This window comes from Allobranchiibius sp. GilTou73 (assembly GCF_021391335.1).
Taxonomy (GTDB): domain Bacteria; phylum Actinomycetota; class Actinomycetes; order Actinomycetales; family Dermatophilaceae; genus Allobranchiibius; species Allobranchiibius huperziae.
Genome location: NZ_CP090051.1, coordinates 2,578,230 through 2,598,297, shown reverse-complemented (window position 1 = coordinate 2,598,297; position 20,068 = coordinate 2,578,230). Strand labels below are relative to the sequence as shown.

The following is a 20,068-nucleotide window of genomic DNA, read 5'->3' as shown; positions in this document are numbered from 1 at the left end:
CCTGGTGAGCAGGAGACAGCAGGCGAAACAGCTGAGTTCGTCACTGCTCGTGCGATGGCGCCGCACCCTTCCCGGGCACACGCTGAGCCGCTCGCAGGCCCTGGACCTCGGCCACTACACCCTGGCGCTGTCGGCGCAGCAGCTCTTCTGCGTGGTGCCGCTGCTCGTCGCGACCTCGTCGGTGCTGCACCGGATGCACGAGGGTTCGGCGGCCGGGCTCATCAGCGACGCGCTCGGGCTGAACGCAGGCGGCAGACATGATCTGCACGTGCTGCTGCAGCCCGCGGCGACACCGGGGTGGGGCGAGTTGGTGGTCGGTCTGCTGCTCGCGGTGGCGTTCACGTTCGGTGTCGCCGGCACCACGCAACGCATCCTGGAGATCGCGTGGGACCGCCCGCGCGCTCCCTGGCAGCGGTGGTGGTGGATGCGCCTCGTGTGGGTCGCGTCCCTGGTGCCGTTCCTCGCGAGCGCCATCTGGCTGAGCGGGCGCACCCGCAACTGGCCGATCGGTGGCGTGCTGGAGATAGCGGTCGAGTCGGTCACGGTCGGGTTGTCGATGGGTGGGTACTACTGGTGGACCCAGTGGTGCCTGCTGCTGCGACGGGTGCCGTGGGTCAAGCTGCTGCCCGGTTCGCTGCTGATCGCTCTCGGCGCCACCGTCGTGTCCGTGGGTTCGGAGATCTGGCTGCCCGGTCAGGTGACCGAGCAGGTCGATGACTACGGCCTGGTCGGCACCACCTTCGTGCTCTCGGTCTGGGTGCTGTTCGTCAGCGGGGTCGTGGTCGCGGGGATCCTGTTCAACGCGGTGCTCGACGAACGGCGTGCCGCGCGCGTGCGGGAGGGCTCGGTGCGGCTGGCAGACTGGCGGACCCGCAGCGACGTCTGAGCACCCTCAGACGATCTCCTGCGGCGGGTCCGCGGCGACGAGCAGCGTCCGCTGCAACCGCGCGACGTCGTGCCATTGCCCGTGTTTCCACCCGACCGCCCGGAACACCCCGACGGGCTCGAAGCCCATCGCCTCGTGCAGACGCAGGCTGGCCGGATTGGGCAGGGTGACCCCCGCGACGGCCTGGCGGAAGCCCCGCTCGACGAGACGGTCCAGCAGGGCGGTGTAGAGCGTGCGGCCCACTCCGCGACTGCGCACATCCGAGGCCAGGTAGACGCTCGGCTCGCAGGTCCACCGGTACGCCGGCCGCGTGGCGTACGGATGGGCGTAGGCGTACCCCAGCAGCACCCCCTGCTCGTCCTGCGCCACCAGCCACGCATGCCGGCGCTGAGCGTCCTCGATGCGCTGCGCCATCTGCAGTGGCGACGGCGCGGTGACCTCGAAGGAGATGGCCGTATCGCGCACGTACGGCGCGTACACCTGCGCGCACGCCCCAGCGTCGTCGGCGTCGGCATCACGCACGTGCACGATCATGCTCCGACGCTATGGCACGTCCGACCACACACCGGCGCCGCCTCATCGGACCCAGAGTCAACGAAGACGGGCGTGGCGTAGTTCCCCGAGATGCCTGCGTGCCCCTCCTGGGGGGTGGCACGATGCGAAAGACCTCGCAGGGAAGACGAGACGCGCAATGAGACTTCGACGGTCCGTGCCCCAGAACGGCGCCGACTCCCACTACGACACGGTCGTCGTGGGCGCGGGCTCGGCGGGCTGTGTGCTCGCGGACAGGCTGAGCGAGGATCCGGCCCATCGGGTGCTCGTCCTGGAGAGCGGTCGGATGGACTGGAAGTTCGACATTCTCGTCCACATGCCCAACGCGCCGATCCCGCTCGGGCGCGACTCCTACGCCTGGCGTTATCTGTCCGAGCCGGAGCCAGGCCTGGACAACCGCCGGTTGATGCACACTCGGGGCAAGATCGTAGGCGGCTCCAGCTCCATCAACGCAATGATCTTCCTGCGGGGCAACCCCATGGACTACGACCGCTGGGGCACCCTGCCCGGTCTGCAGAACTGGGACTGGTCGCACTGTCTCCCGTACTTCATGCGCATGGAGAATGCCACCGCGACGGGATCCGACGACCCGCGACGCGGGCTGGCCGGGCGCACCCTGCTCCAGCGAGGTGATCCACACAGCACGCTCAACGCCGCGTTCCTCCGTGCAGCCGCGGAGGCGGGCCACGAACTGATCGACGACGTCAACGGTTACCGCCAGGAGGGATTCGGCCCGTTGGACCGCAACACCTTCGGCGGCACCCGGTGGTCGGCCGCCGACGCGTATCTGCGGCCCGCGCTGCGCCGCCCCAACCTGCACCTGATCACCCGTGCGTTCGTCACGCGCGTCCTCTTCGAGGGCACCCGGGCGGTCGGCGTGGAGTACCGCGAGAACGATCGGACCCATACGGTGCGCGCCGACGAGGTCATCCTGTCCGGCGGGGTCTTCAACTCTCCGCAGGTGCTTCAGTTGTCCGGGGTCGGCAACGCCGACGAGCTCGGTGCACTCGGCATCCCGATCGTGGCGCACCTGCCCGGTGTTGGTGAGAATCTGCAGGACCACCTCGAGGCCTGGGTCCAGTTCCACTGCGAGGCAGCGGTGTCCGAACAACCTCACCACCGCCACCGGGCCCGGCATGCTCCCAAGATGGTGTCCCACTGGCTCTACAACCGCGGCGGCCCGGGCGGCTCCAACCACCACGAGGTGGGCGGCTTCAGCCGATCGCGCACCGACACGCCGTACCCCGACCTCATGTGCCACCTGCTGCCGTCGCTGCGGGAGGTCGACGGGATTCCGCAGGGCGGCCACGGCTTCGAGATGCACGTGGGCCCGATGCTGTCCAAGGCCACCGGTCACGTCAAGACGGTGTCGCGCAACCCGGCGACCCGGCCCTCGATCACCTTCAACTACCTGAGCGCCCCGGAGGACGAGCGGGAGTGGCTTGCCGCCATGCGGGTCGCGCGGGAGATCGGCGCGTCTCCGGCGCTGAAGGCACTCGGCGCCTACGAGCTGGCGCCGGGGGAGTTCCTCACCTCGGACCGCGACGTGCTCGCCTGGGTACGCCGCAACGTGGGGTCGGCGCTGCACCCGTCCTGCAGCTGCCCGATGGGCTCGGACGAGATGTCGGTCGTCGACCCCGACACGCTGCGGGTGCACGGCCTGGACGGCCTGCGCGTCGTGGACGCCTCGATCATGCCGACCATCCCCAACTGCAACATCTACGCACCCGTGATGATGGTCGCCGAACGGGCGGCCGACATCATCTCCGGCGCTGAACTGCTCCCGGCGTCCGAGCTGAACTACTACCAAGCCGAGGTGGTGCCGGAAGTGGTGGTCGACACCGTGCAGGACCCGGTCGGCTGACAAGGCGCCAAGCCGACCCCGCCCGCCGGTCAGTCCTCTTCGTCGTCGCGGCGGCGCAGGTAGCGCTCGAACTCCCGGGCGATCGCGTCACCGCTCGCCTCGGGCAGTTCCGTCGTGTCCTGCGCCTCCTCGAGGGAGTGCACGTACTCGGCCACCTCGTCGTCGGATGCCGCGAGCTCGTCGACGCCGTGCTCCCACGCCCGTGCCTGGTCGGGAAGGTCGGCGTGCCCGATCAGGGTGTCGAGCAGCTCCTCCAGCCGGGTGAGGAGCGCGAGCGTCGCCTTGGGGGAGGGACTGCCGCCGGCGTAGTGCGGCACGGCGGCCCAGCACGACAGGTTCGGCACCCGCGCCGTACGGGCCGCGTCGCTCAGCACGCCCACGATCCCGGACGGGCCCTCGTACTTGCTGGCCTCCACGTCGTAACGAAGCTGCGACTGCTCGTCGTCGGAGGTGACGGTGACCGGGATGGGCCGGGTGTGCGGCACATCCGCGAGCAGCCCTCCGAGGGTGATGATCATCGACACGTCGACCTCGGCGGCCAGGCTCATCAGCTCGCGGGTGTAGCCGAGCCATCGCATCGAGGGCTCGATGCCCTGCACGAGCAGGACGTCGCGCTCCAGCGGCGTGTTGCGCGCCAGGAAGACCTTGGTGGTCGGCCAGGTGATCTTGCGATCGCGTCCCTCGCCGGAGACCTGCGGGCGGTTGACCTGGAAGTCGTAGTAGAGCTCGGGGTCCATCGCGCACAGCGGTTCGGCGTCCCACATCGCGATCAGGTGGGCGAGGGTCGAGCTGGCCGTCTCGCCTGCGTCGTTCCAGCCCTCGAACGCGGCGATCATGATCGGGTCGCGCAGCAGTGGCACGTCCTCGAACTCGATCAAGGTGTCCTCCTCCGAGCCGGCGGAGCGCCGGAGGGAATACCCGGCGCTGCGTGCAGCCTATTGAGTACGCCGCCAGTGGCGAACGACCGACATCCACCGCGACGCCGGTGCCTCATAGAATCGGGCGCATCACACGATGAAGGGACACCACCTGTGAGCAGCCGCTCCGAGGGCTCCCGCCCCACACCCACCCTCCAACCGGACCGCACCGCAGAGCTGCAGGAGCTGCTCGCCGCGCGGATCATGATGCTGGACGGCGCGATGGGCACGATGATCCAGAGGCAGCGCCTGGGGAGGCGGACTACCGCGGGGAGCGATTCGCCGACTGGGACAGCGACCTCAAGGGCAACAACGACCTGCTGTCGCTCACCCAGCCCGATCTGATCCGGTCGATCCACACCGAGTACCTCGACGGCGGAGCGGATCTGGTCGAGACCAACACCTTCAACGCGCAGCGCATCTCCCTCGCCGACTACGGCATGCAGGACCTCGCGTACGAGTTCAACCTCGCCTCCGCGCGCCTGGCCCGCGAGGCGTGCGACGCGGTCACGGCACGCGACCCGCAGCGACCGCGCTTCGTCGTTGGAGCGCTCGGCCCCACGAACCGGACCGCGTCGATCTCACCGGACGTCAACGACCCGAGCAAGCGCAACGTGCTCTTCGACGAGCTCGTCGGCGCCTACCTCGAGCAGGCCGACGGGCTGGTCGACGGCGGCGCCGACATCCTGATCGTCGAGACCATCTTCGACACCCTCAACTCCAAGGCCGCGATCTTCGCGCTCGAGACGCTCTTCGAGCAGCGTGGCCGCCGCTGGCCGGTCATCATCTCCGGCACCATCACCGACGCATCCGGCCGCACGCTGACAGGGCAGGTCACCGAGGCGTTCTGGAACAGCATCCGGCACGCCCGGCCGCTCGCCATCGGTCTCAACTGCGCCCTCGGCGCGGCCGAGATGCGCCAGTACATCGCCGAGCTGTCCTCCATCGCGGACTGCTTCGTCTCCTGCTATCCGAACGCCGGCCTGCCGAACGCGTTCGGGGAGTACGACGAGGAACCCGACCCGATGGGCGAGATCGTCTCGTCGTTCGCCGCGGACGGCCTGGTCAACATCCTCGGTGGCTGCTGCGGCACCACGCCCGAGCACATCGCAGCCATCGCGCGGCGGGCAGCGGGTCACGCGCCGCGCAAGCCCCCCACCATCGCGCCGGCGCTGCGGCTGTCCGGCCTCGAACCACTCACCGTGCTGCCCGACTCTCTCTTCGTCAACGTCGGTGAGCGCACCAACATCACCGGCTCCGCCCGCTTCCGCAAGCTCATCAAGGAGGGCGACTACACCACCGCCCTCAACGTGGCGCGCCAGCAGGTCGAGGCCGGCGCGCAGGTCATCGACATCAACATGGACGAGGGGATGATCGACGGCATCGAGGCGATGGACCACTTCTGCAAGTTGATTGCCTCCGAGCCGGACATCTGCCGCGTGCCGGTGATGGTCGACTCCTCCAAGTGGGACGTCATCGAGGCTGGGCTGCGCTGCATCCAGGGCAAGTCGATCGTCAACTCGATCTCCATGAAGGAGGGCGTGCAGCCCTTCATCGAGCACGCCCGGATGTGCCGTAAGTACGGCGCCGCCGTCGTCGTGATGGCGTTCGACGAGGAGGGGCAGGCCGACACCCTGGAGCGCCGCAAGGAGATCTGCGGGACGGCGTACCGGATCCTCACCGAGGAGGTGGGCTTCCCGGCCGAGGACATCATCTTCGACCCGAACATCTTCGCGCTGGCCACGGGCATCGAGGAGCACGCCAACTACGGCGTGGACTTCATCGAGGCCACCCGCTGGATCAAGGAGAACCTGCCGCACGCGCTGGTCTCCGGTGGCGTGTCGAACGTGTCGTTCTCCTTCCGCGGCAACAACCCGGTGCGTGAGGCCATCCACGCGGTCTTCCTCTTCCACGCCATCAAGGCCGGCATGGACATGGGCATCGTCAACGCAGGCGCGCTCGTGGTCTACGACCAGATCGACACCGAGCTGCGCGACCGCATCGAGGACGTCGTGCTCAACCGCCGCGAGGACGCCGCCGAGCGACTCCTCGAGGTCGCCGAACGGCACAACGCCAGCGGACCCGCGTCCCCCGCCGAGCAGCAGGAGTGGCGTTCGCTGCCGCTGCGCGAGCGCATCACGCACGCCCTGGTGAAGGGCATCGACGAGCACGTGGTCGAGGACACCGAGGCACTGCGACTGGAGCTGGTCGACAGCGGGGGACGGCCATTGGACGTCATCGAGGGCCCGCTGATGGACGGCATGGACGTCGTGGGTGACCTCTTCGGCTCGGGCAAGATGTTCCTGCCGCAGGTCGTGAAGTCCGCCCGGGTGATGAAGAAGGCCGTGGCCCACCTCATCCCCTACATCGAGGCGGAGCGCAAGCCCGGCGACGTGAGCCGGGCCAAGGGCAAGATCGTGATGGCCACCGTCAAGGGCGACGTGCACGACATCGGCAAGAACATCGTCGGCGTGGTGCTGCAGTGCAACAACTACGAGGTCATCGACCTCGGGGTGATGGTGCCGGGCCAGAAGATCCTGGACGCCGCGAAGGCCGAGGACGCCAACATCATCGGACTGTCCGGCCTGATCACCCCGTCCCTGGACGAGATGGTGAGCTTCGCCGAGGAGATGGAGCGCCTCGGCATGACCATCCCGCTGCTGCTCGGCGGAGCGACGACCTCGCGCGCCCACACGGCCGTCAAGGTGACCCCGAAGTACTCCGGCCCGGTCGTCTGGGTCAAGGACGCCTCCCGTTCCGTCGGCACCGCGGCCGCCCTGCTGTCCGACGAACGGCGCGACTCCTTCCTCGCCGGGGTCGAAAAGGACTACGACTCGATCCGGGCGCGGCACGCCGCCAAGAGCACCGACCGGAAGCTGGTGGGTTACGACAAGGCTCAGCAGCGGCGTACGCCGATCGACTGGACGGGCTACCACCCGCCGCGGCCGCGTCTCCTGGCGGCTCAGGAGAAGGACTTCCACGAGGGTGAGAGCACCCACGAAGGCACCCAGTGGACCAAGGTCTTCCGGGACTACCCGCTGGACGTGCTGCGCGAATACATCGACTGGCAGCCGTTCTTCAACGCCTGGGAGATGAAGGGGCGCTTCCCCGACATCCTCAACAACCCCGCGTCCGGCGACACCGCGCGCAAGCTGTGGGACGACGCCCAGACGATGCTCGACACGATCATCGAGGAGGGCTGGCTGCGCGCGAACGGCGTCGCCGGATTCTTCCCGGCCGCGGCCCGCGGTGACGACATCGTGGTCTACGCCGACGAGGAACGCACAGAGGAGCGCACCGTCCTGCACCAACTGCGTCAGCAGGGCGACCACCGCGAGGGGGTGCCCAACCGGTCGCTGGCCGACTACGTGGCCCCCATGGACAGCGGGCTGCGCGACTACGTGGGCGGGTTCGCCGTCACCGCGGGGCTGGGGTCGCAGGAGCGCGCCCAGAAGTTCAAGGACGACCTCGACGACTACAGCGCCATCCTGCTGGAGTCCCTGGCCGACCGGCTGGCCGAGGCGTTCGCCGAGCGCCTGCACGCCGTCGTACGCCACGACCTGTGGGGCTACGCCGGCGACGAACACCTCACCAACACTGAGATGATCGAGGAGAAGTACGTCGGGATCCGGCCCGCGCCGGGCTACCCGGCCTGCCCCGACCACACCGAGAAGGCGACGATCTGGGAGCTGCTCGACGTCGAGCGCACCACCGGCATCGAGCTGACCGAGTCGATGGCCATGTGGCCGGGCGCCGCGGTCAGCGGGCTGTACTTCTCCCACCCGGACAGCCAGTACTTCGTGGTCGGGCGGCTCGGGCGCGACCAGGTCGAGGACTACGCCGGCCGCAAGGGCTGGCCGCTGCGCACCGCCGAGAAGTGGCTCTCGCCCAACCTCGGCTACGAACCGGAGGACTGAGTGACTCTGCCCGACGCCGTCCTGTGGGACATGGACGGCACGATCGTCGACACCGAGCCCTACTGGATCAGTGCCGAACACGACCTCGTCGAGTCGTACGGCGGCACGTGGACCGAGGAGCTCGCCCACGAGTGCGTGGGCAACCAGTTACTGGTCTCAGCGGAGATCATCCGCGCGAACTCGCCGGTCACCATGTCGGCGCCGGCGATCGTGGACGTGCTGCTCTCGGGGGTGGTCGCTCAGATGCGGGAGCACGTGCCGTGGCGGCCCGGTGCCCGAGAGCTGCTCGTCGCGCTGAGCGAGCAGGGGGTGCCCAACGCGCTGGTGACGATGTCCTACCTGTCGTTCGCCCAGGTGCTGGTGGACGCGCTGCCCGACGGCACCTTCGCGGCGGTCATCACCGGTGACGCGGTCAGCGAGGGCAAGCCCTCGCCGGAGCCCTATCTGGCCGCGTGCCGGGCGCTGCGTCTGCCGCCGGCGCGCTGCGTGGCGATCGAGGACTCGCTGCCGGGGGTGACCTCCGCAGTCGCCGCCGGAGTGCCGACCATCGCGGTGCCGCACGTGGTGACCCTGCCCGCCACCCTCGGTGCCGTGCAGCTGCAGACCCTCGCCGGCGTGCACCCGGCGGATCTGCTCGGGATGTTCCACCCCGTCGGCTGAGGGCAGACCGCGCGAGTGCGTCGCGATCTATTCGGTGTCGTCGGTGCTACCGGAGCGGACCGGGTCGAGCGCGAGCTCCTGGGCCCGTTCGGGCAGCGGGGGTGCGATGCCGCCGTGCGCAGGGCACAGATCGCGGAAGCTGCACCAGTCGCACAAGCGGGAAGGGCTGGGTCGCCAGTCACCGTCGCTGGCGGCGCGTTCGATGGCCGCCCAGAGGGCACGCACCTTGCGCTCGGTGGCGAGCAGGTCGTGCTCCTCCGGCTCGTAGCGCACCAGCTCGGAGTTGCCCAGGTAGACCAGCTGCAGCATCCGCGGCACGACGCCGCGGGTGCGCCAGAGCACCAGCGCGTAGAACTTCATCTGGAAGAGCGCCTTGGCCTCGAACAGCTGCGAGGGCGAACGCCCGGTCTTGTAGTCGACGACCCGCAACTCGCCGCCGGGGGCGACATCCAGCCGGTCGACGTACCCCCGCAGCGTCAATCCGTCGACCTCGACCTCGACATAGAGCTCGCGCTCGGCCGGCTCCAGACGGGTCGGGTCCTCCAGCTCGAACCAGCGCTCGACCAGCACGGCGGCGTCGGCGACCCACTGCCGCATCGCATCGGGGCCCTCGGCCACCAGGGCGGCCAGCTCGGGCTCGGCCTCGACGAGTGCATCCCACTGCGGCCCGATCAGGGTGCGCGCGTGCTCGACCGTGCGCTGCGGCGCCGGGACGTCGAAGAGCCGCTCCAGCACCGCATGCACCAGCGTGCCGCGGGCGGCGGCGGGGCTCGGCGGCTCCGGGAGCCTGTCGATGGTGCGGAAGCGGTAGAGCAACGGGCACTGCATGAAGTCCGATGCGCGGCTCGGTGAGAGCGCCGCGGTGCGGGGAGTGCCGTGTGCTGAGCCATGCAGGTGACTGTAGGACCGCGCGCCGACAACGCCCCGCACAACCTGCTGCGCGGCGCATGCGTGGTGCAGGAGAACGACGTACGCGCCGCGATCCCTTCATACGAGCCACGACCCCGACACGACGTCACAGCGCGGTCCCTCATCGGGCCAGCAGGGTGGGTCGGGTCGGTGGGAGGGCACCGCGCGGTCCCTCCCCGGCCGCCCGTGAACGGGCTCGACAGGGAGCAGTTGCAGCGGGACACCACGCACCCGACAGTCGGCTCTGAAGTGCTGGACAGGGCCTGCGACTAGCCTGAGGACATGCCGCGAACCCCCGAAGCTCCCGGCCCCGGGTGGCAGATCGGCCAGGTCCGCGGCGTGCCCGTCTATCTGGGCCGCAGCTGGCCCATCATCGCGATCTTCATCGTGGTCACCTTCGGGCCGCAGGTGCACGGAGTCCTGCCCGAGCTCGGCTCCGGAGGCGCCTACCTCGTCGCGATCGGCTACGTCCTGCTGCTCCTGCTGTCCGTGCTCGTTCACGAGGGCTCGCACGCGCTGGTGGGGCAGTGGCGGGGATACCGGGTGCGCCAGATCGTCGCGGACCTGTGGGGCGGGCACACGTCGTACGACACGGCCGACACCACACCGCTCTCCAGCGCCATGGTCGCCGTCGCCGGACCGCTGAGCAACGGGGTGCTCGCGGGCCTCGGTTACCTGGCGCTGCAGGGCACCGACGGCGGCGTGCCCCGACTTCTGGTGCAGGTCTTCGTGTGGACCAACGGGTTCGTCGCGGTGTTCAACCTGTTGCCGGGCCTGCCGCTCGACGGCGGATTTCTCGTCGACTCGCTCGTATGGCGGATCACCGGTTCGCGCGCCACCGGCCTGCTGGTCGCCGGATGGTGCGGCAGGGTCGTCGCCGTCCTCGTCGTGGTCGCCGCCTTCGGGCGCTCGATGCTGGACGGCGGTCAGGTCGACCTCTACACGGTCGTCTGGGCCGTCCTGATCGCGGGCTTCCTATGGGTGGGCGCAACGAGCGCCATCGCGAGATCCTCCGCGAGTCGGGTCATCTCACGGGTGACTGTGCGGCAGCTGCTGACCCGGGTGACCCTGGTCCCGTCCGGGACGCCGCTCTCCCGGCTGCGCGGTGACGGTGACCTCGTGGTCACCGACCCGGCGGGGGTGCCCTGGGGATTCGCGACCGCCGCCGACCGGGCCCGCGTTCCCGCGGGCATCGGCGGCGCGCCCGTGGACGCCGTCGCGCGGCGCCAGCCGCAGGGGTGGGTGGCTCAGGTGGACTCGGTGGACGACGACTGCACGGAGCTCATCACGGCGGTGCAGTCGGCCGACCCCGCACCGGAACAACTGCTGGTGACGTTCCGAGACGGCCGGCCTGTCGGCATCATCCGGACGGCTGACCTCGGACAGGCTCTGCAGGCCGCCTCCCGGGCTCACTAGGCTGCGCCCGATGACCACACCGACCGCACACGCCACGGGCGCCGACACACGACGCGGTCCGTTCACCGCAGGGGAACGCGTCCAGCTCACCGACGCCAAAGGCCGGATGCACACCATCACCCTGGGCGAGGGCAAGCAGTTCCACACCCACCGGGGCCACCTGCTGCACGACGACCTGATCGGTGCACCGGACGGCAGCACCATCACCAACACCGCCAACGTGCAGTACCTGGCACTGCGGCCGCTGCTGTCGGACTACGTGATGTCGATGCCGCGCGGCGCGGCCGTCGTCTACCCCAAGGACGCCGGCCAGATCGTCACGATGGCCGACATCTTCCCCGGTGCCCGAGTCGTGGAGGCCGGGGTCGGCTCGGGTGCGCTCAGCATGTCGCTGCTGCGGGCCGTGGGCGACACCGGGCACGTGCACTCCTTCGAGCGTCGCGAGGACTTCGCCGACATCGCCCGCGGCAACGCCCGCGCCTTCTTCGGCGCGGACCACCCGGCATGGACGGTCACCGTGGGCGACCTGGTCGAATCGCTTCCCCAACACGAGGCGCCGGGCTCCGTCGACCGAGTCGTGCTCGACATGCTGGCGCCCTGGGAGTGTCTGGAGGCGGTCGCCGAGGCGCTCGCGCCGGGTGGCGTGCTCATCGCGTACGTCGCGACCGCGACACAACTGTCTCGGGTCGCCGAAGCAGCCCGTGACCACGGCGGCTTCACCGAGCCGCAGGCGTGGGAGTCGATGGTGCGAGGCTGGCACCTGGAGGGTCTGGCGGTGCGCCCCGAACACCGCATGCACGGGCACACCGGCTTCCTCATCACGACGCGCAGGCTGGCGCCGGGCGTCACGCCGCCGCTGCGCAAACGCCGCCCCGCGAAGGGCGCCTACGGCGACGAGAACGACGCATCGAGCTCGACATGGGATGCCGAGGATCTGGGCGAGCGGCCCGTCTCGGACAAGAAGGTGCGCAAAGTTCGTCGTTCCTTGAGTGAGCCGCCCGCGAGTTGATCAGTCCGTCGGGTTAAGGTCGAGTGACATCACTCGCGAAGCGCGCCGCTCCATGCAGGAGGCCTGATGTCCGACCAGCAGCCCCACGAGTCCACGCCCTACGATGCCGTCGAAAGCCTCCAGCAGGAGGTCAAGGCGCTGCGCACCCGCCTCAACGCCGCGAGTGCGGGCCGTAACCCGCAGCTCACTCAGCAGGTCAACCAACTGCAGTCCTCCGTGGGCACCCTCTCGGCACAGAACGAGCGGCTCGTGCGCACCTTGGGCGAGGCCCGCGAACAGATCGTCACGCTCAAGGGGGAGGTCGACCGACTCGCACAGCCGCCCGCGGCGTACGGCGTGGTCCTCGCCGTGCGGGACGACGCGACGGCCGACATCCTCAACAGCGGGCGCAAGATGCGCGTCGCGGTCAGCCCGACCGTCGAGCCGGAGGTGCTGCAGCCGGGCCGCGAGGTGCTGCTCAACGAGGCGATGAACATCGTCGCGGTGACCGGGTACGAGTCCATCGGCGAGCTCGTCACGGTCAAGGACCTGCTCGACGACACCCGGATCCTCGTCGTCGCGCACACCGACGAGGAGCGGGTCTGCCGCCGCGCCGCGAGCCTGGACGGGCAGACCGTCCGCGCCGGCGACTCGCTGCTGCTCGACAGCCGCAGCGGCTTCGTCTACGAGCGCATCCCCAAGGCCGAGGTCGCGGACCTCGTGCTCGAGGAGGTGCCCGACATCCAGTACGAGGACATCGGCGGCCTGGCCGGGCAGATCGAGCAGATCCGCGACGCGGTCGAGTTGCCCTACCTGCACAAGGAACTCTTCCGCGAGCACGCGCTGCGGCCGCCGAAGGGCGTGCTGCTCTACGGTCCTCCCGGGTGCGGCAAGACGCTCATCGCCAAGGCGGTCGCGGCGTCGCTGGCCCGCAAGGTCGCCGAGAAGACCGGGCGCACCGAGACGCGCAGCTACTTCCTCAACATCAAGGGTCCGGAGCTGCTCAACAAGTACGTCGGCGAGACCGAGCGCCACATCCGGCTGATCTTCCAGCGCGCTCGCGAGAAGTCCTCCGACGGCACGCCCGTGGTGGTCTTCTTCGATGAGATGGAGAGCCTCTTCCGCACCCGCGGGTCGGGCGTCTCCTCCGACGTGGAGACGACGATCGTCCCGCAGCTGCTGTCGGAGATCGACGGTGTGGAGCGCCTGGAGAACGTTATCGTGATCGGTGCCTCCAACCGCGAGGACATGATCGACCCGGCGATCCTGCGGCCCGGTCGGCTCGACGTGAAGATCAAGATCGAGCGGCCGGACGCCGAGAGCGCCCGGGACATCTTCGAGAAGTACCTCACCGTCACGCTGCCGCTGCACGCCGACGACCTGGCGGAGCACGGCGGTTCGGCGCAGGAGACGGTGACCGACATGATCCAGGCGACCGTCGAGCGGATGTACACCGAGATCGACGAGAACAAGTTCTTGGAGGTCACCTACGCCAGTGGCGACAAGGAGGTCCTCTACTTCAAGGACTTCAACTCCGGCGCGATGATCCAGAACATCGTCGACCGCGCGAAGAAGATGGCGATCAAGGACCAGATCACCCTGGGCGCCAAGGGCATTCGCATCGATCACCTGCTGCGCGCGTGCGTCGATGAGTTCAAGGAGAACGAGGACCTGCCCAACACCACGAACCCCGACGACTGGGCGCGGATCTCCGGCAAGAAGGGCGAGCGGATCGTCTACATCCGCACGCTCATCGACGGCAAGGACGGTTCGGAGCCCGGGCGCGCGATCGACTCGATCGCCAACACGGGTCAGTACCTGTAGTCCTCGGGCCACGCGACATCGGCGGTTGTCCGCAGTTTCGGGACCCCGTCCGCACGAAATTGCGGACAACCGCCGGCAGCGTCGGACCGCGTCCGATCGGGACGGCCGATACCTCAGCCGCGTAACGGCTACTCACCACCTACGGCGCAGTAGTTTGAGCCCGCGGCCTCTGCTCTGCCGTGTCCTACTCCGTCGGAAGTGGTCCTCTCATGCGTTCGTACGCCGCGTTGCGCAGTCTGCTCCTCGCCATGCTCCTCGGGTGCGCGCTCGCCGCACCCGCCTCGGCGTACGCCGCCGTGCCGACCGGTGGGACGCACCGGGCAGGTGGCGCCCGACCGGCAGTCGTGGCCGGACCTGCACCCACGACCCGGCTCACCTCCGTCGCCCCGACCCGCGTGATCGACACCCGTACCGGTCTGGGTGGTCCGAAGGGCGCTGTGGCAGCAGGCAGTACGACGACCGTGCAAGTGGGCGGGAAGGGTGGCGTGCCGACCTCCGGCGTCGCCGCCGTCGTCCTGAACATCACGGTCGCGGGGCCGGCGAGCTCGGGATATCTGATCGCCTACGCGACCGGCGCCACCCGGCCGGGCACCTCGAACATCACCTTCGCCGCCGGGCAGGCCGTGGCGAACCAGTCCGTCACACCGGTGGACGCGAGTGGCCGGGTCAGCGTATACCTGTCCACCTCGACACAGTTCTTCGCCGACGTGTCCGGCTACTACGCCACCGGCGGCTCCTACCACCCGGTCACACCCACCCGTCTGCTGGACACCCGCAAAACCCACACGGTCGCTGCCGGATCCACCACGACCGTGCCGGTGACGGGCGTCGCAGGTGTCCCGTCGAGCGGCGTCGGGGCCGTGGTCCTCAACATCACGGTGGTCGCGCCGGCCACCTCCGGTTACCTCATCGCCTACCCGGCCGGAGCGGCCCGCCCGTCGTCCTCGAACGTCAACTTCGCCACGGGGCGCGCAGCGGCCGGTACGACGATCGCACGGGTGGGCACGGGGGAGCGGTGTCCGTCTATACCTCCGCGACGACCCACCTCTTGGTGGACATCGCCGGGTGGCTGCCGACGACCGCCGACTACACCGGCGTGACCCCGGTCCGCCTGGTCGACACCCGCAGCGGCAGCGGCGCCCCGAAGGCGCGCGTGCCGGCCGGCGGCAGCCTCACCGTGCAGATCACGGGAGCGGGCGGCGTCCCCACCTCGGGCATCAACGCCGTCGAGTTGGGCGTCACGGCGGTCGGGCCGTCGGCCGGCGGCTATCTCACGACCTACCCCGCGGGTGGCAGTCGCCCCGGATCCTCCACCCTCAACTACGTGCAGGGACAGGCCGTCGCCAACTCGGTGACCGCCAAGGTCGGCGCGGGCGGCAAGGTCACCATCTTCAGTTCGGCCGAGACCGATCTGCTCGTCGACGTGCAGGGGTACTTCCGCTACCCGCTCACCGGCGTGGTCTCGGCCTGGGGTGCGGGATCGAGCGGCCAGCTCGGCAACGGCAGCAGCCCCGATTCCTCGAGCACGCCCGTGCGGGTCAGTGCCCTGTCGGGGGTGACAGGGATCGCGGCCGGCGAGGCCACCGGCTACGCGCTGCGAGCCGACGGCACCGTGTGGGCCTGGGGTGACGGCGCGGCCGGCGAGCTCGGCGACGGCGGCAGCCTGGACGGTTCGAAGCTCACCAGCGTGCCGCGCCAGGTCGTCGGTCTGACCGGCGTCACCGCAGTGGCGGCGGGGTACTTCTCCGGGTACGCGCTGCGTGGCGACGGCACGGTCTGGGCGTGGGGCAACGGCTTCCACGGCGAACTCGGCAACGGATCCGGCAATTCCAGCAGTACGCCGACGCAGGTCACCGGGCTGACGCGGATCGTCGAGATCTCGGCGGGATGGGACACGGCGTACGCGCTCGCTTCGGACGGCAGCGTGTGGGCCTGGGGCGACGGGTACTACGGGCAGATCCCGGGGACGACCGAAGGGTCGGCCACCCCGGTCAAGATCTCCGGCATCAGCAACGTCACCTCGATCGTCGGCGGCGGCCGCTCGGTGCTCGCGCTGACCTCCGACACCGGAGTCTGGGTCTGGGGGGACAACTCGGTGGGCCAGCTCGCCCTCAATTCACCCGACCCGTACGTGACCGTGCCGACGCGCATCCCGGGCTACACGGCGGACGCGGTCGCGGCGAGCGGCGTCGACGGGTACGCAATCCGCGGTGGCGGCGTCTCCGCCCAGGGGCAGGGCACGGGCGGTGGCATCGGCTACGGCAGCACCGCGGACTCCCGCGTGCCCCAGAGCGTGCTCAATGTGTCGGGCGTCCTCTCCATCGCCGCTTCGGACAACTCGGCCTATGCCCGGATGTCCAACGGCACCGTCGCCGCGTGGGGCGACAACAGCTACGGCCAGCTGGGCAGCGCCGGCCCTGCCGACTCGGCGAGTACACCGGTCGTGGTCACCGGCATCAGCGGTGCGACCGCGATCGCAGCCGGCGGCAGTTCGGCGTACGCGATCACACCCTGAGCTTCACGCCCGCACGACGTGGCGGCGCAGGAAGTCGTTGAGGAAGCGGCCGGTCGGGTCGAATTCACGGCGTACGGCGTCGAAGTCGTCCAGGCGCGGGTACGCCGCGTCGAGCCGCCCGGAATAGGTGAACAGTTTGCCCCAGTGCGGGCGCGGGTCGAACGGTGCGAGGGCCTGCTGGACGAGGTCGACGGCGGCCGACGCTGCGGCCGTGTCCGGCCGCCAGGTGAAGTGGAAGACGACGCTGTCGCGGTCGTACGTCGGGGCGAGCCATTGCGCGTCGGCCGCGACCGCGCGGATCTCCGACACGATGGTCACCGGGGCGATGCGCTCGCCGATCTGCAGCAGCGCGTCGGCGGCCGCGGCTCCGTGTGCCGCCGGCACGAAGAACTCGGACTGGATCTCGGCCCCCGAGCTCGGCGTGAAGCCCATCCGGAAGTGCGGCAGCCGATCCGACCAGAGGCCCGGGACGCCGCCCTGCTCGGTCACCTTCTCGTTCGTCTCTCCCGAGCCCCACGAGGGATGACGGGTGTCACTGATCCATTCCGCGCCGGGTAGGGCGGGAGTCCCCGTCACCTCGTCGAGGCGGCTCTTCAGGACGATGTGGTCGGGGCCCTCCCCGATCCACCGCCCGAAGACGCTGACGCTGTAGGCCGATTCCAGGATGGCGCCCAGCCCGGCCGTCAGTTGCGACCAGGTCAGTCCGACGAAGGTGTCCTGTCGTACCTGGTACGTCGGCTCGACCGACAGCCGAAGCCGGGTGACGACCCCGAGCGCGCCCAGCGACACCACGAGCGCGGGGAAGCGCGGGTCCGAGCGGTCGAACCACCGCACCTCGCCGTCAGCACTCAGCAGCTGCACCGCCTGCACGGAGCTCGCCAACCCGGGCCGGCGGACCCCCGAGCCGTGCGTGCCGGTCGCGACACTCCCGGCGATCGTGATGTGGGGCAGGGACGCGAGGTTCGCGAGAGCCAGCCCGGCCTGCGCGAGGTAGGGCACCAACGCGCCGTACGTCATCCCCCCGCTGACCTCGACGGTGCTCCGGTCGTCACTGACGACGGGCGGCTCCAGGAGCCCCGACAGATCCAGCTGCCAGCCGTTCTCGCTGTCCGCGACGTGGTTGAAGCTGTGCCCGGATCCGGTGACCTTGGCAGCCGGCGCCTCTCGCACTAGCCGCTGCAGCTCCTCGATGGAGGCGGGTCGGACCCGCCTACCTGAGCGGTAGTCGATCGTCCCGGACCAGTTGGTGGCTCTCAGCGCATCCGTCGTTGCCATCCAGCAACAATGCCACGCCAGCCGAGCAGGAACACCGCCAGGACGATGGCCGCGACGATCATGAAGCTGACCGCGACCCCGCGGCCCGTCAATGCCCGCAGCACCATCCCGATCGCGACGGACCCCAGCCAGATGGGCACGCCCGCGCGGATGGATGTCACCACCCACCGCCGTACGCCGACCGCGAACCCCCAGCCGACTGCCGCTCCCACCAGGAACGGCCACGCCACGACGGCCGACTCGAGCACGGGGTGGCTCTCGGAGTGGGACGCCCGCCCGATCGCGGCGAACGCCACGATGAGCACCACGTCGAGGACAGCGGCTACCACGGTCGTACGCCGCGTATCAGCCTGTTCGGCCCTTGGAGGCGTTTGGGTGGTCGTCATTCATCGAGCCTAAGACGCCGGCCGCCGATGACCTCACCACCCCAGATCCAGGGTCTCGGAGCCGCTATCTGCAGTTTCTGAAAACGAGGTGCAGGCACATCGCGTGCAGCGGCACCCCGGCGTCGAAGCACTGCCGCTGCACATCCTCCCCGCATCTCGGCGCAGTCACGCAAGGAGCGTTACGCCGACGAGACCGAGCAAGGCGACGTGCGAGCGAAACTGCACCGGGGCATGCGAGCGGGCCCATCGGTAGCGCAGCTGATTGGCCCTGCATGAAACCCCCGGCGCACGCCCATCCCATATCTGTTCGTTTCGGCACCAGAAGCGATTTTGCTGTGTGGACAACTGCTGAAATAGCAACACCGACGCCGGGGGATGTGGATAGTTTTGGCTCTTATCATAAGTACTAGCAGGGATATTCGTTGGATTTACCCTTGCGCCGGGTGTCGAACACATGTATGATTCAGGGTAGACGGCAAGGGGTGCCGTCATCAGTGCAGGAGCGGCCATGGCGCAGTCGACGACCGACCTCCATCGGCCCGCGGCGCCTGGGACCGGTGTCCGGTTGATGGCGCTGCTGAACGAATTCACCAACGGCCTGGACGAGTGGCCGGATGCCCTGTGGCAGCTGGACGAAGCGGCACTGGGTGAGGTCGTCGGGGGCATGCTGCGGATCACGGCTCGCGCGGAGAACGTCGCGGCGCTGGCGACCGCGGATGCGCTGAGTCGGGGGACCGTGGCGAACTCCACGGCGACGGGTGCTCCGGCGTGGGTCGCCCGGCAGGCAGCCGGTGTCGAACCCGCGGTGGTCCGCCGGGTGGGTTCGGTGGGGGTGGACTGCGCGGATTCGGCCAATCAGGTGGTTGTTGAGGCGTTGGCGACCGGGTCGGCGAGTGTGCCGGTGGCTGCTGCCGCGTTACGGCAGGTGCCGTTGATCCTGCCGCAGCTGCCGACCGCGGACCGGGATGACCTGTTGAGCCGGTACCTGTCGTTGTCGGACTACGGGGCACGCACGTTGCGGGAGTTGACCACCCGCATCTTGGGGGAGTACGCGCCGCAGCAGCTCGTGCGGGACGAGGAGCGTCAGCAGGACTGTGAATCGGTCTTCTGGGCCGACCTACCCAGTGGGCTGACCCGCTTTGTCGCCGAACTGTCCGGTGGTCACGCTGCGGTGGTGAAGCGCGCCCTGCGCGCGCTCTGCGCACCCTCGCCTGAGACTCCGACTGCGCCACAAGGGTCCCCGACGAGCACCAGCGAGGATCCTGCGGTGCTGCTGGAAACCGGGAGCAGTGCACCCGAGCGTGACATGCGGACCCCGGCCAAGCGGCGTGCGGACGCGCTGGTGCGCCTGGTCGACACCGCCGCGGGCGTACTGGACGGCACCAGCCCGCGGCCCGTCGGGGAATTCGGCGGCACCGCCAAGATCCTGGTCACAATGGACTACGCGACCTTGTACGAGGGCCTCCAGAAAGCCGGCCGACTCGGCCAACACACCTCAGATAACACGGAATTGGCGCCGACGTACTTGCCGGGCATCGGGCGCACCACCGACGGGGAGCACCTCGACGCGGGCACCCTGCGGCGGATGGCGTGCGATGCGGATCTGATCCCCGTCGTCCTCGGCACCGACTCCGAACCCCTGGACGTCGGGCGAGCGAAACGCCTCTTTACCGGAGGGCTCAGAACGGCGATCATCCACCGAGATCAGCACTGCACCTTCCCCGGCTGCGACAGGCCACCGGACTGGTGCGACGCCCACCATGTGAGGCCCTGGTGGGCCGGCGGAGAGACAACCCTGACCAACGCGGCCCTGCTCTGCGCCCGCCACCACACGATCGTGCACCGCGATCTGCTCACCGCCACCGTCACACCCACCGGCGTCACCTGGGACCTCACCCCAGGACTGATGCCCACCCGGCCCGGACATAGACCCGCTGCGTGAGTCTGACGGTGTTCGCC

14 protein-coding genes and 1 pseudogene are annotated in these 20,068 nt (G+C 69.5%); 10 read left to right on the top strand and 5 right to left on the bottom strand.

All coding sequences use genetic code 11. From position 1 onward, the window contains the following. Nucleotides 1-4: 4 nt before the first annotated feature. The gene (locus tag LVQ62_RS12800) at nt 5-886 is read left to right on the top strand and encodes a YihY/virulence factor BrkB family protein (protein WP_208051869.1); all 882 of its coding nucleotides are present in this window, start codon (nt 5-7) and stop codon (nt 884-886) included. A 6-nt stretch (nt 887-892) separates the two neighbouring features. Here the strand turns inward: LVQ62_RS12800 and LVQ62_RS12795 are convergent, their stop codons facing one another. Then, the gene (locus LVQ62_RS12795; protein ID WP_233762103.1) at nt 893-1,420 is read right to left on the bottom strand and encodes a GNAT family N-acetyltransferase; all 528 of its coding nucleotides are present in this window, start codon (nt 1,418-1,420) and stop codon (nt 893-895) included. A gap of 157 nt (nt 1,421-1,577) precedes the next feature. Here LVQ62_RS12795 and LVQ62_RS12790 point away from each other — a divergent pair, with 157 nt between their 5' ends. Further along, nucleotides 1,578-3,302: a choline dehydrogenase gene (locus tag LVQ62_RS12790; RefSeq protein WP_233762101.1), complete on the top strand. Its 1,725-nt coding sequence runs from the start codon at nt 1,578-1,580 to the stop codon at nt 3,300-3,302. A gap of 29 nt (nt 3,303-3,331) precedes the next feature. Here LVQ62_RS12790 and LVQ62_RS12785 read toward each other — a convergent pair whose 3' ends face one another. Further along, nucleotides 3,332-4,180, bottom strand: a complete 849-nt coding sequence (locus LVQ62_RS12785; RefSeq protein WP_179480634.1) for a PAC2 family protein — start codon at nt 4,178-4,180, stop codon at nt 3,332-3,334. Nucleotides 4,181-4,423: 243 nt separating this feature from the next. Between LVQ62_RS12785 and metH the strand changes: the two are divergent. Beyond that, nucleotides 4,424-8,136, top strand: a pseudogene (metH, locus tag LVQ62_RS12780) (methionine synthase). Further along, on the top strand, nt 8,137-8,796 hold the full coding sequence (locus LVQ62_RS12775) for an HAD family phosphatase (protein WP_233762099.1): 660 nt from the start codon (nt 8,137-8,139) through the stop codon (nt 8,794-8,796). A gap of 27 nt (nt 8,797-8,823) precedes the next feature. On the opposite strand, the gene LVQ62_RS12770 is transcribed toward LVQ62_RS12775, so the two are convergent. Further along, on the bottom strand, nt 8,824-9,690 hold the full coding sequence (locus LVQ62_RS12770; protein ID WP_255696560.1) for a PD-(D/E)XK nuclease family protein: 867 nt from the start codon (nt 9,688-9,690) through the stop codon (nt 8,824-8,826). Nucleotides 9,691-9,987: 297 nt separating this feature from the next. Here LVQ62_RS12770 and LVQ62_RS12765 point away from each other — a divergent pair, with 297 nt between their 5' ends. The 5 genes from LVQ62_RS12765 (at nt 9,988) to LVQ62_RS12745 (ending at nt 16,448) form a co-directional block, all read left to right on the top strand. After that, nucleotides 9,988-11,121 (top strand): site-2 protease family protein, encoded by a 1,134-nt coding sequence (locus LVQ62_RS12765; RefSeq protein ID WP_233762095.1) that lies wholly within the window; start codon nt 9,988-9,990, stop codon nt 11,119-11,121. 10 nt (nt 11,122-11,131) lie between these two features. Further along, entirely contained in the window at nt 11,132-12,130 is a 999-nt protein-coding gene (locus LVQ62_RS12760) for a tRNA (adenine-N1)-methyltransferase (RefSeq protein ID WP_233762093.1), read from the top strand. Between the two features lie 66 nt (nt 12,131-12,196). After that, on the top strand, nt 12,197-13,933 hold the full coding sequence (gene arc, locus LVQ62_RS12755) for a proteasome ATPase (RefSeq protein ID WP_179480648.1): 1,737 nt from the start codon (nt 12,197-12,199) through the stop codon (nt 13,931-13,933). A gap of 209 nt (nt 13,934-14,142) precedes the next feature. Beyond that, nucleotides 14,143-15,033 carry a hypothetical protein gene (locus tag LVQ62_RS12750; RefSeq protein WP_233762091.1) on the top strand — a complete coding sequence of 297 codons (891 nt, stop codon included), beginning with the start codon at nt 14,143-14,145 and terminating at the stop codon, nt 15,031-15,033. Further along, complete coding sequence (locus tag LVQ62_RS12745; RefSeq protein ID WP_233762089.1) at nt 14,949-16,448, top strand: hypothetical protein; 1,500 nt, start codon at nt 14,949-14,951, stop codon at nt 16,446-16,448. Before LVQ62_RS12750 ends, LVQ62_RS12745 begins: the two co-directional genes overlap by 85 nt. 3 nt (nt 16,449-16,451) lie before the next feature. Here the strand turns inward: LVQ62_RS12745 and LVQ62_RS12740 are convergent, their stop codons facing one another. Then, entirely contained in the window at nt 16,452-17,723 is a 1,272-nt protein-coding gene (locus LVQ62_RS12740; protein WP_233762088.1) for an FAD-binding protein, read from the bottom strand. Next, nucleotides 17,702-18,109, bottom strand: a complete 408-nt coding sequence (locus tag LVQ62_RS12735; RefSeq protein ID WP_233762086.1) for a DUF3054 domain-containing protein — start codon at nt 18,107-18,109, stop codon at nt 17,702-17,704. Before LVQ62_RS12735 ends, LVQ62_RS12740 begins: the two co-directional genes overlap by 22 nt. Before the next feature lie 508 nt (nt 18,110-18,617). On the opposite strand from LVQ62_RS12735, the gene LVQ62_RS12730 reads away from it, so the two are divergent. Next, on the top strand, nt 18,618-20,051 hold the full coding sequence (locus LVQ62_RS12730) for an HNH endonuclease signature motif containing protein (RefSeq protein ID WP_233762084.1): 1,434 nt from the start codon (nt 18,618-18,620) through the stop codon (nt 20,049-20,051). Nucleotides 20,052-20,068: the final 17 nt, after the last annotated feature.

Coding starts and splice junctions, on each gene's coding strand:
- LVQ62_RS12740 (WP_233762088.1), bottom strand. CDS start 17,723: ATGGCAACGACGGATGCGCTGAGAGCCACCAACTGGTCCGGGACGATC.
- LVQ62_RS12765 (WP_233762095.1), top strand. CDS start 9,988: ATGCCGCGAACCCCCGAAGCTCCCGGCCCCGGGTGGCAGATCGGCCAG.
- LVQ62_RS12735 (WP_233762086.1), bottom strand. CDS start 18,109: ATGACGACCACCCAAACGCCTCCAAGGGCCGAACAGGCTGATACGCGG.
- arc (WP_179480648.1), top strand. CDS start 12,197: ATGTCCGACCAGCAGCCCCACGAGTCCACGCCCTACGATGCCGTCGAA.
- LVQ62_RS12790 (WP_233762101.1), top strand. CDS start 1,578: ATGAGACTTCGACGGTCCGTGCCCCAGAACGGCGCCGACTCCCACTAC.
- LVQ62_RS12760 (WP_233762093.1), top strand. CDS start 11,132: ATGACCACACCGACCGCACACGCCACGGGCGCCGACACACGACGCGGT.
- LVQ62_RS12795 (WP_233762103.1), bottom strand. CDS start 1,420: ATGATCGTGCACGTGCGTGATGCCGACGCCGACGACGCTGGGGCGTGC.
- LVQ62_RS12750 (WP_233762091.1), top strand. CDS start 14,143: ATGCGTTCGTACGCCGCGTTGCGCAGTCTGCTCCTCGCCATGCTCCTC.
- LVQ62_RS12730 (WP_233762084.1), top strand. CDS start 18,618: ATGGCGCAGTCGACGACCGACCTCCATCGGCCCGCGGCGCCTGGGACC.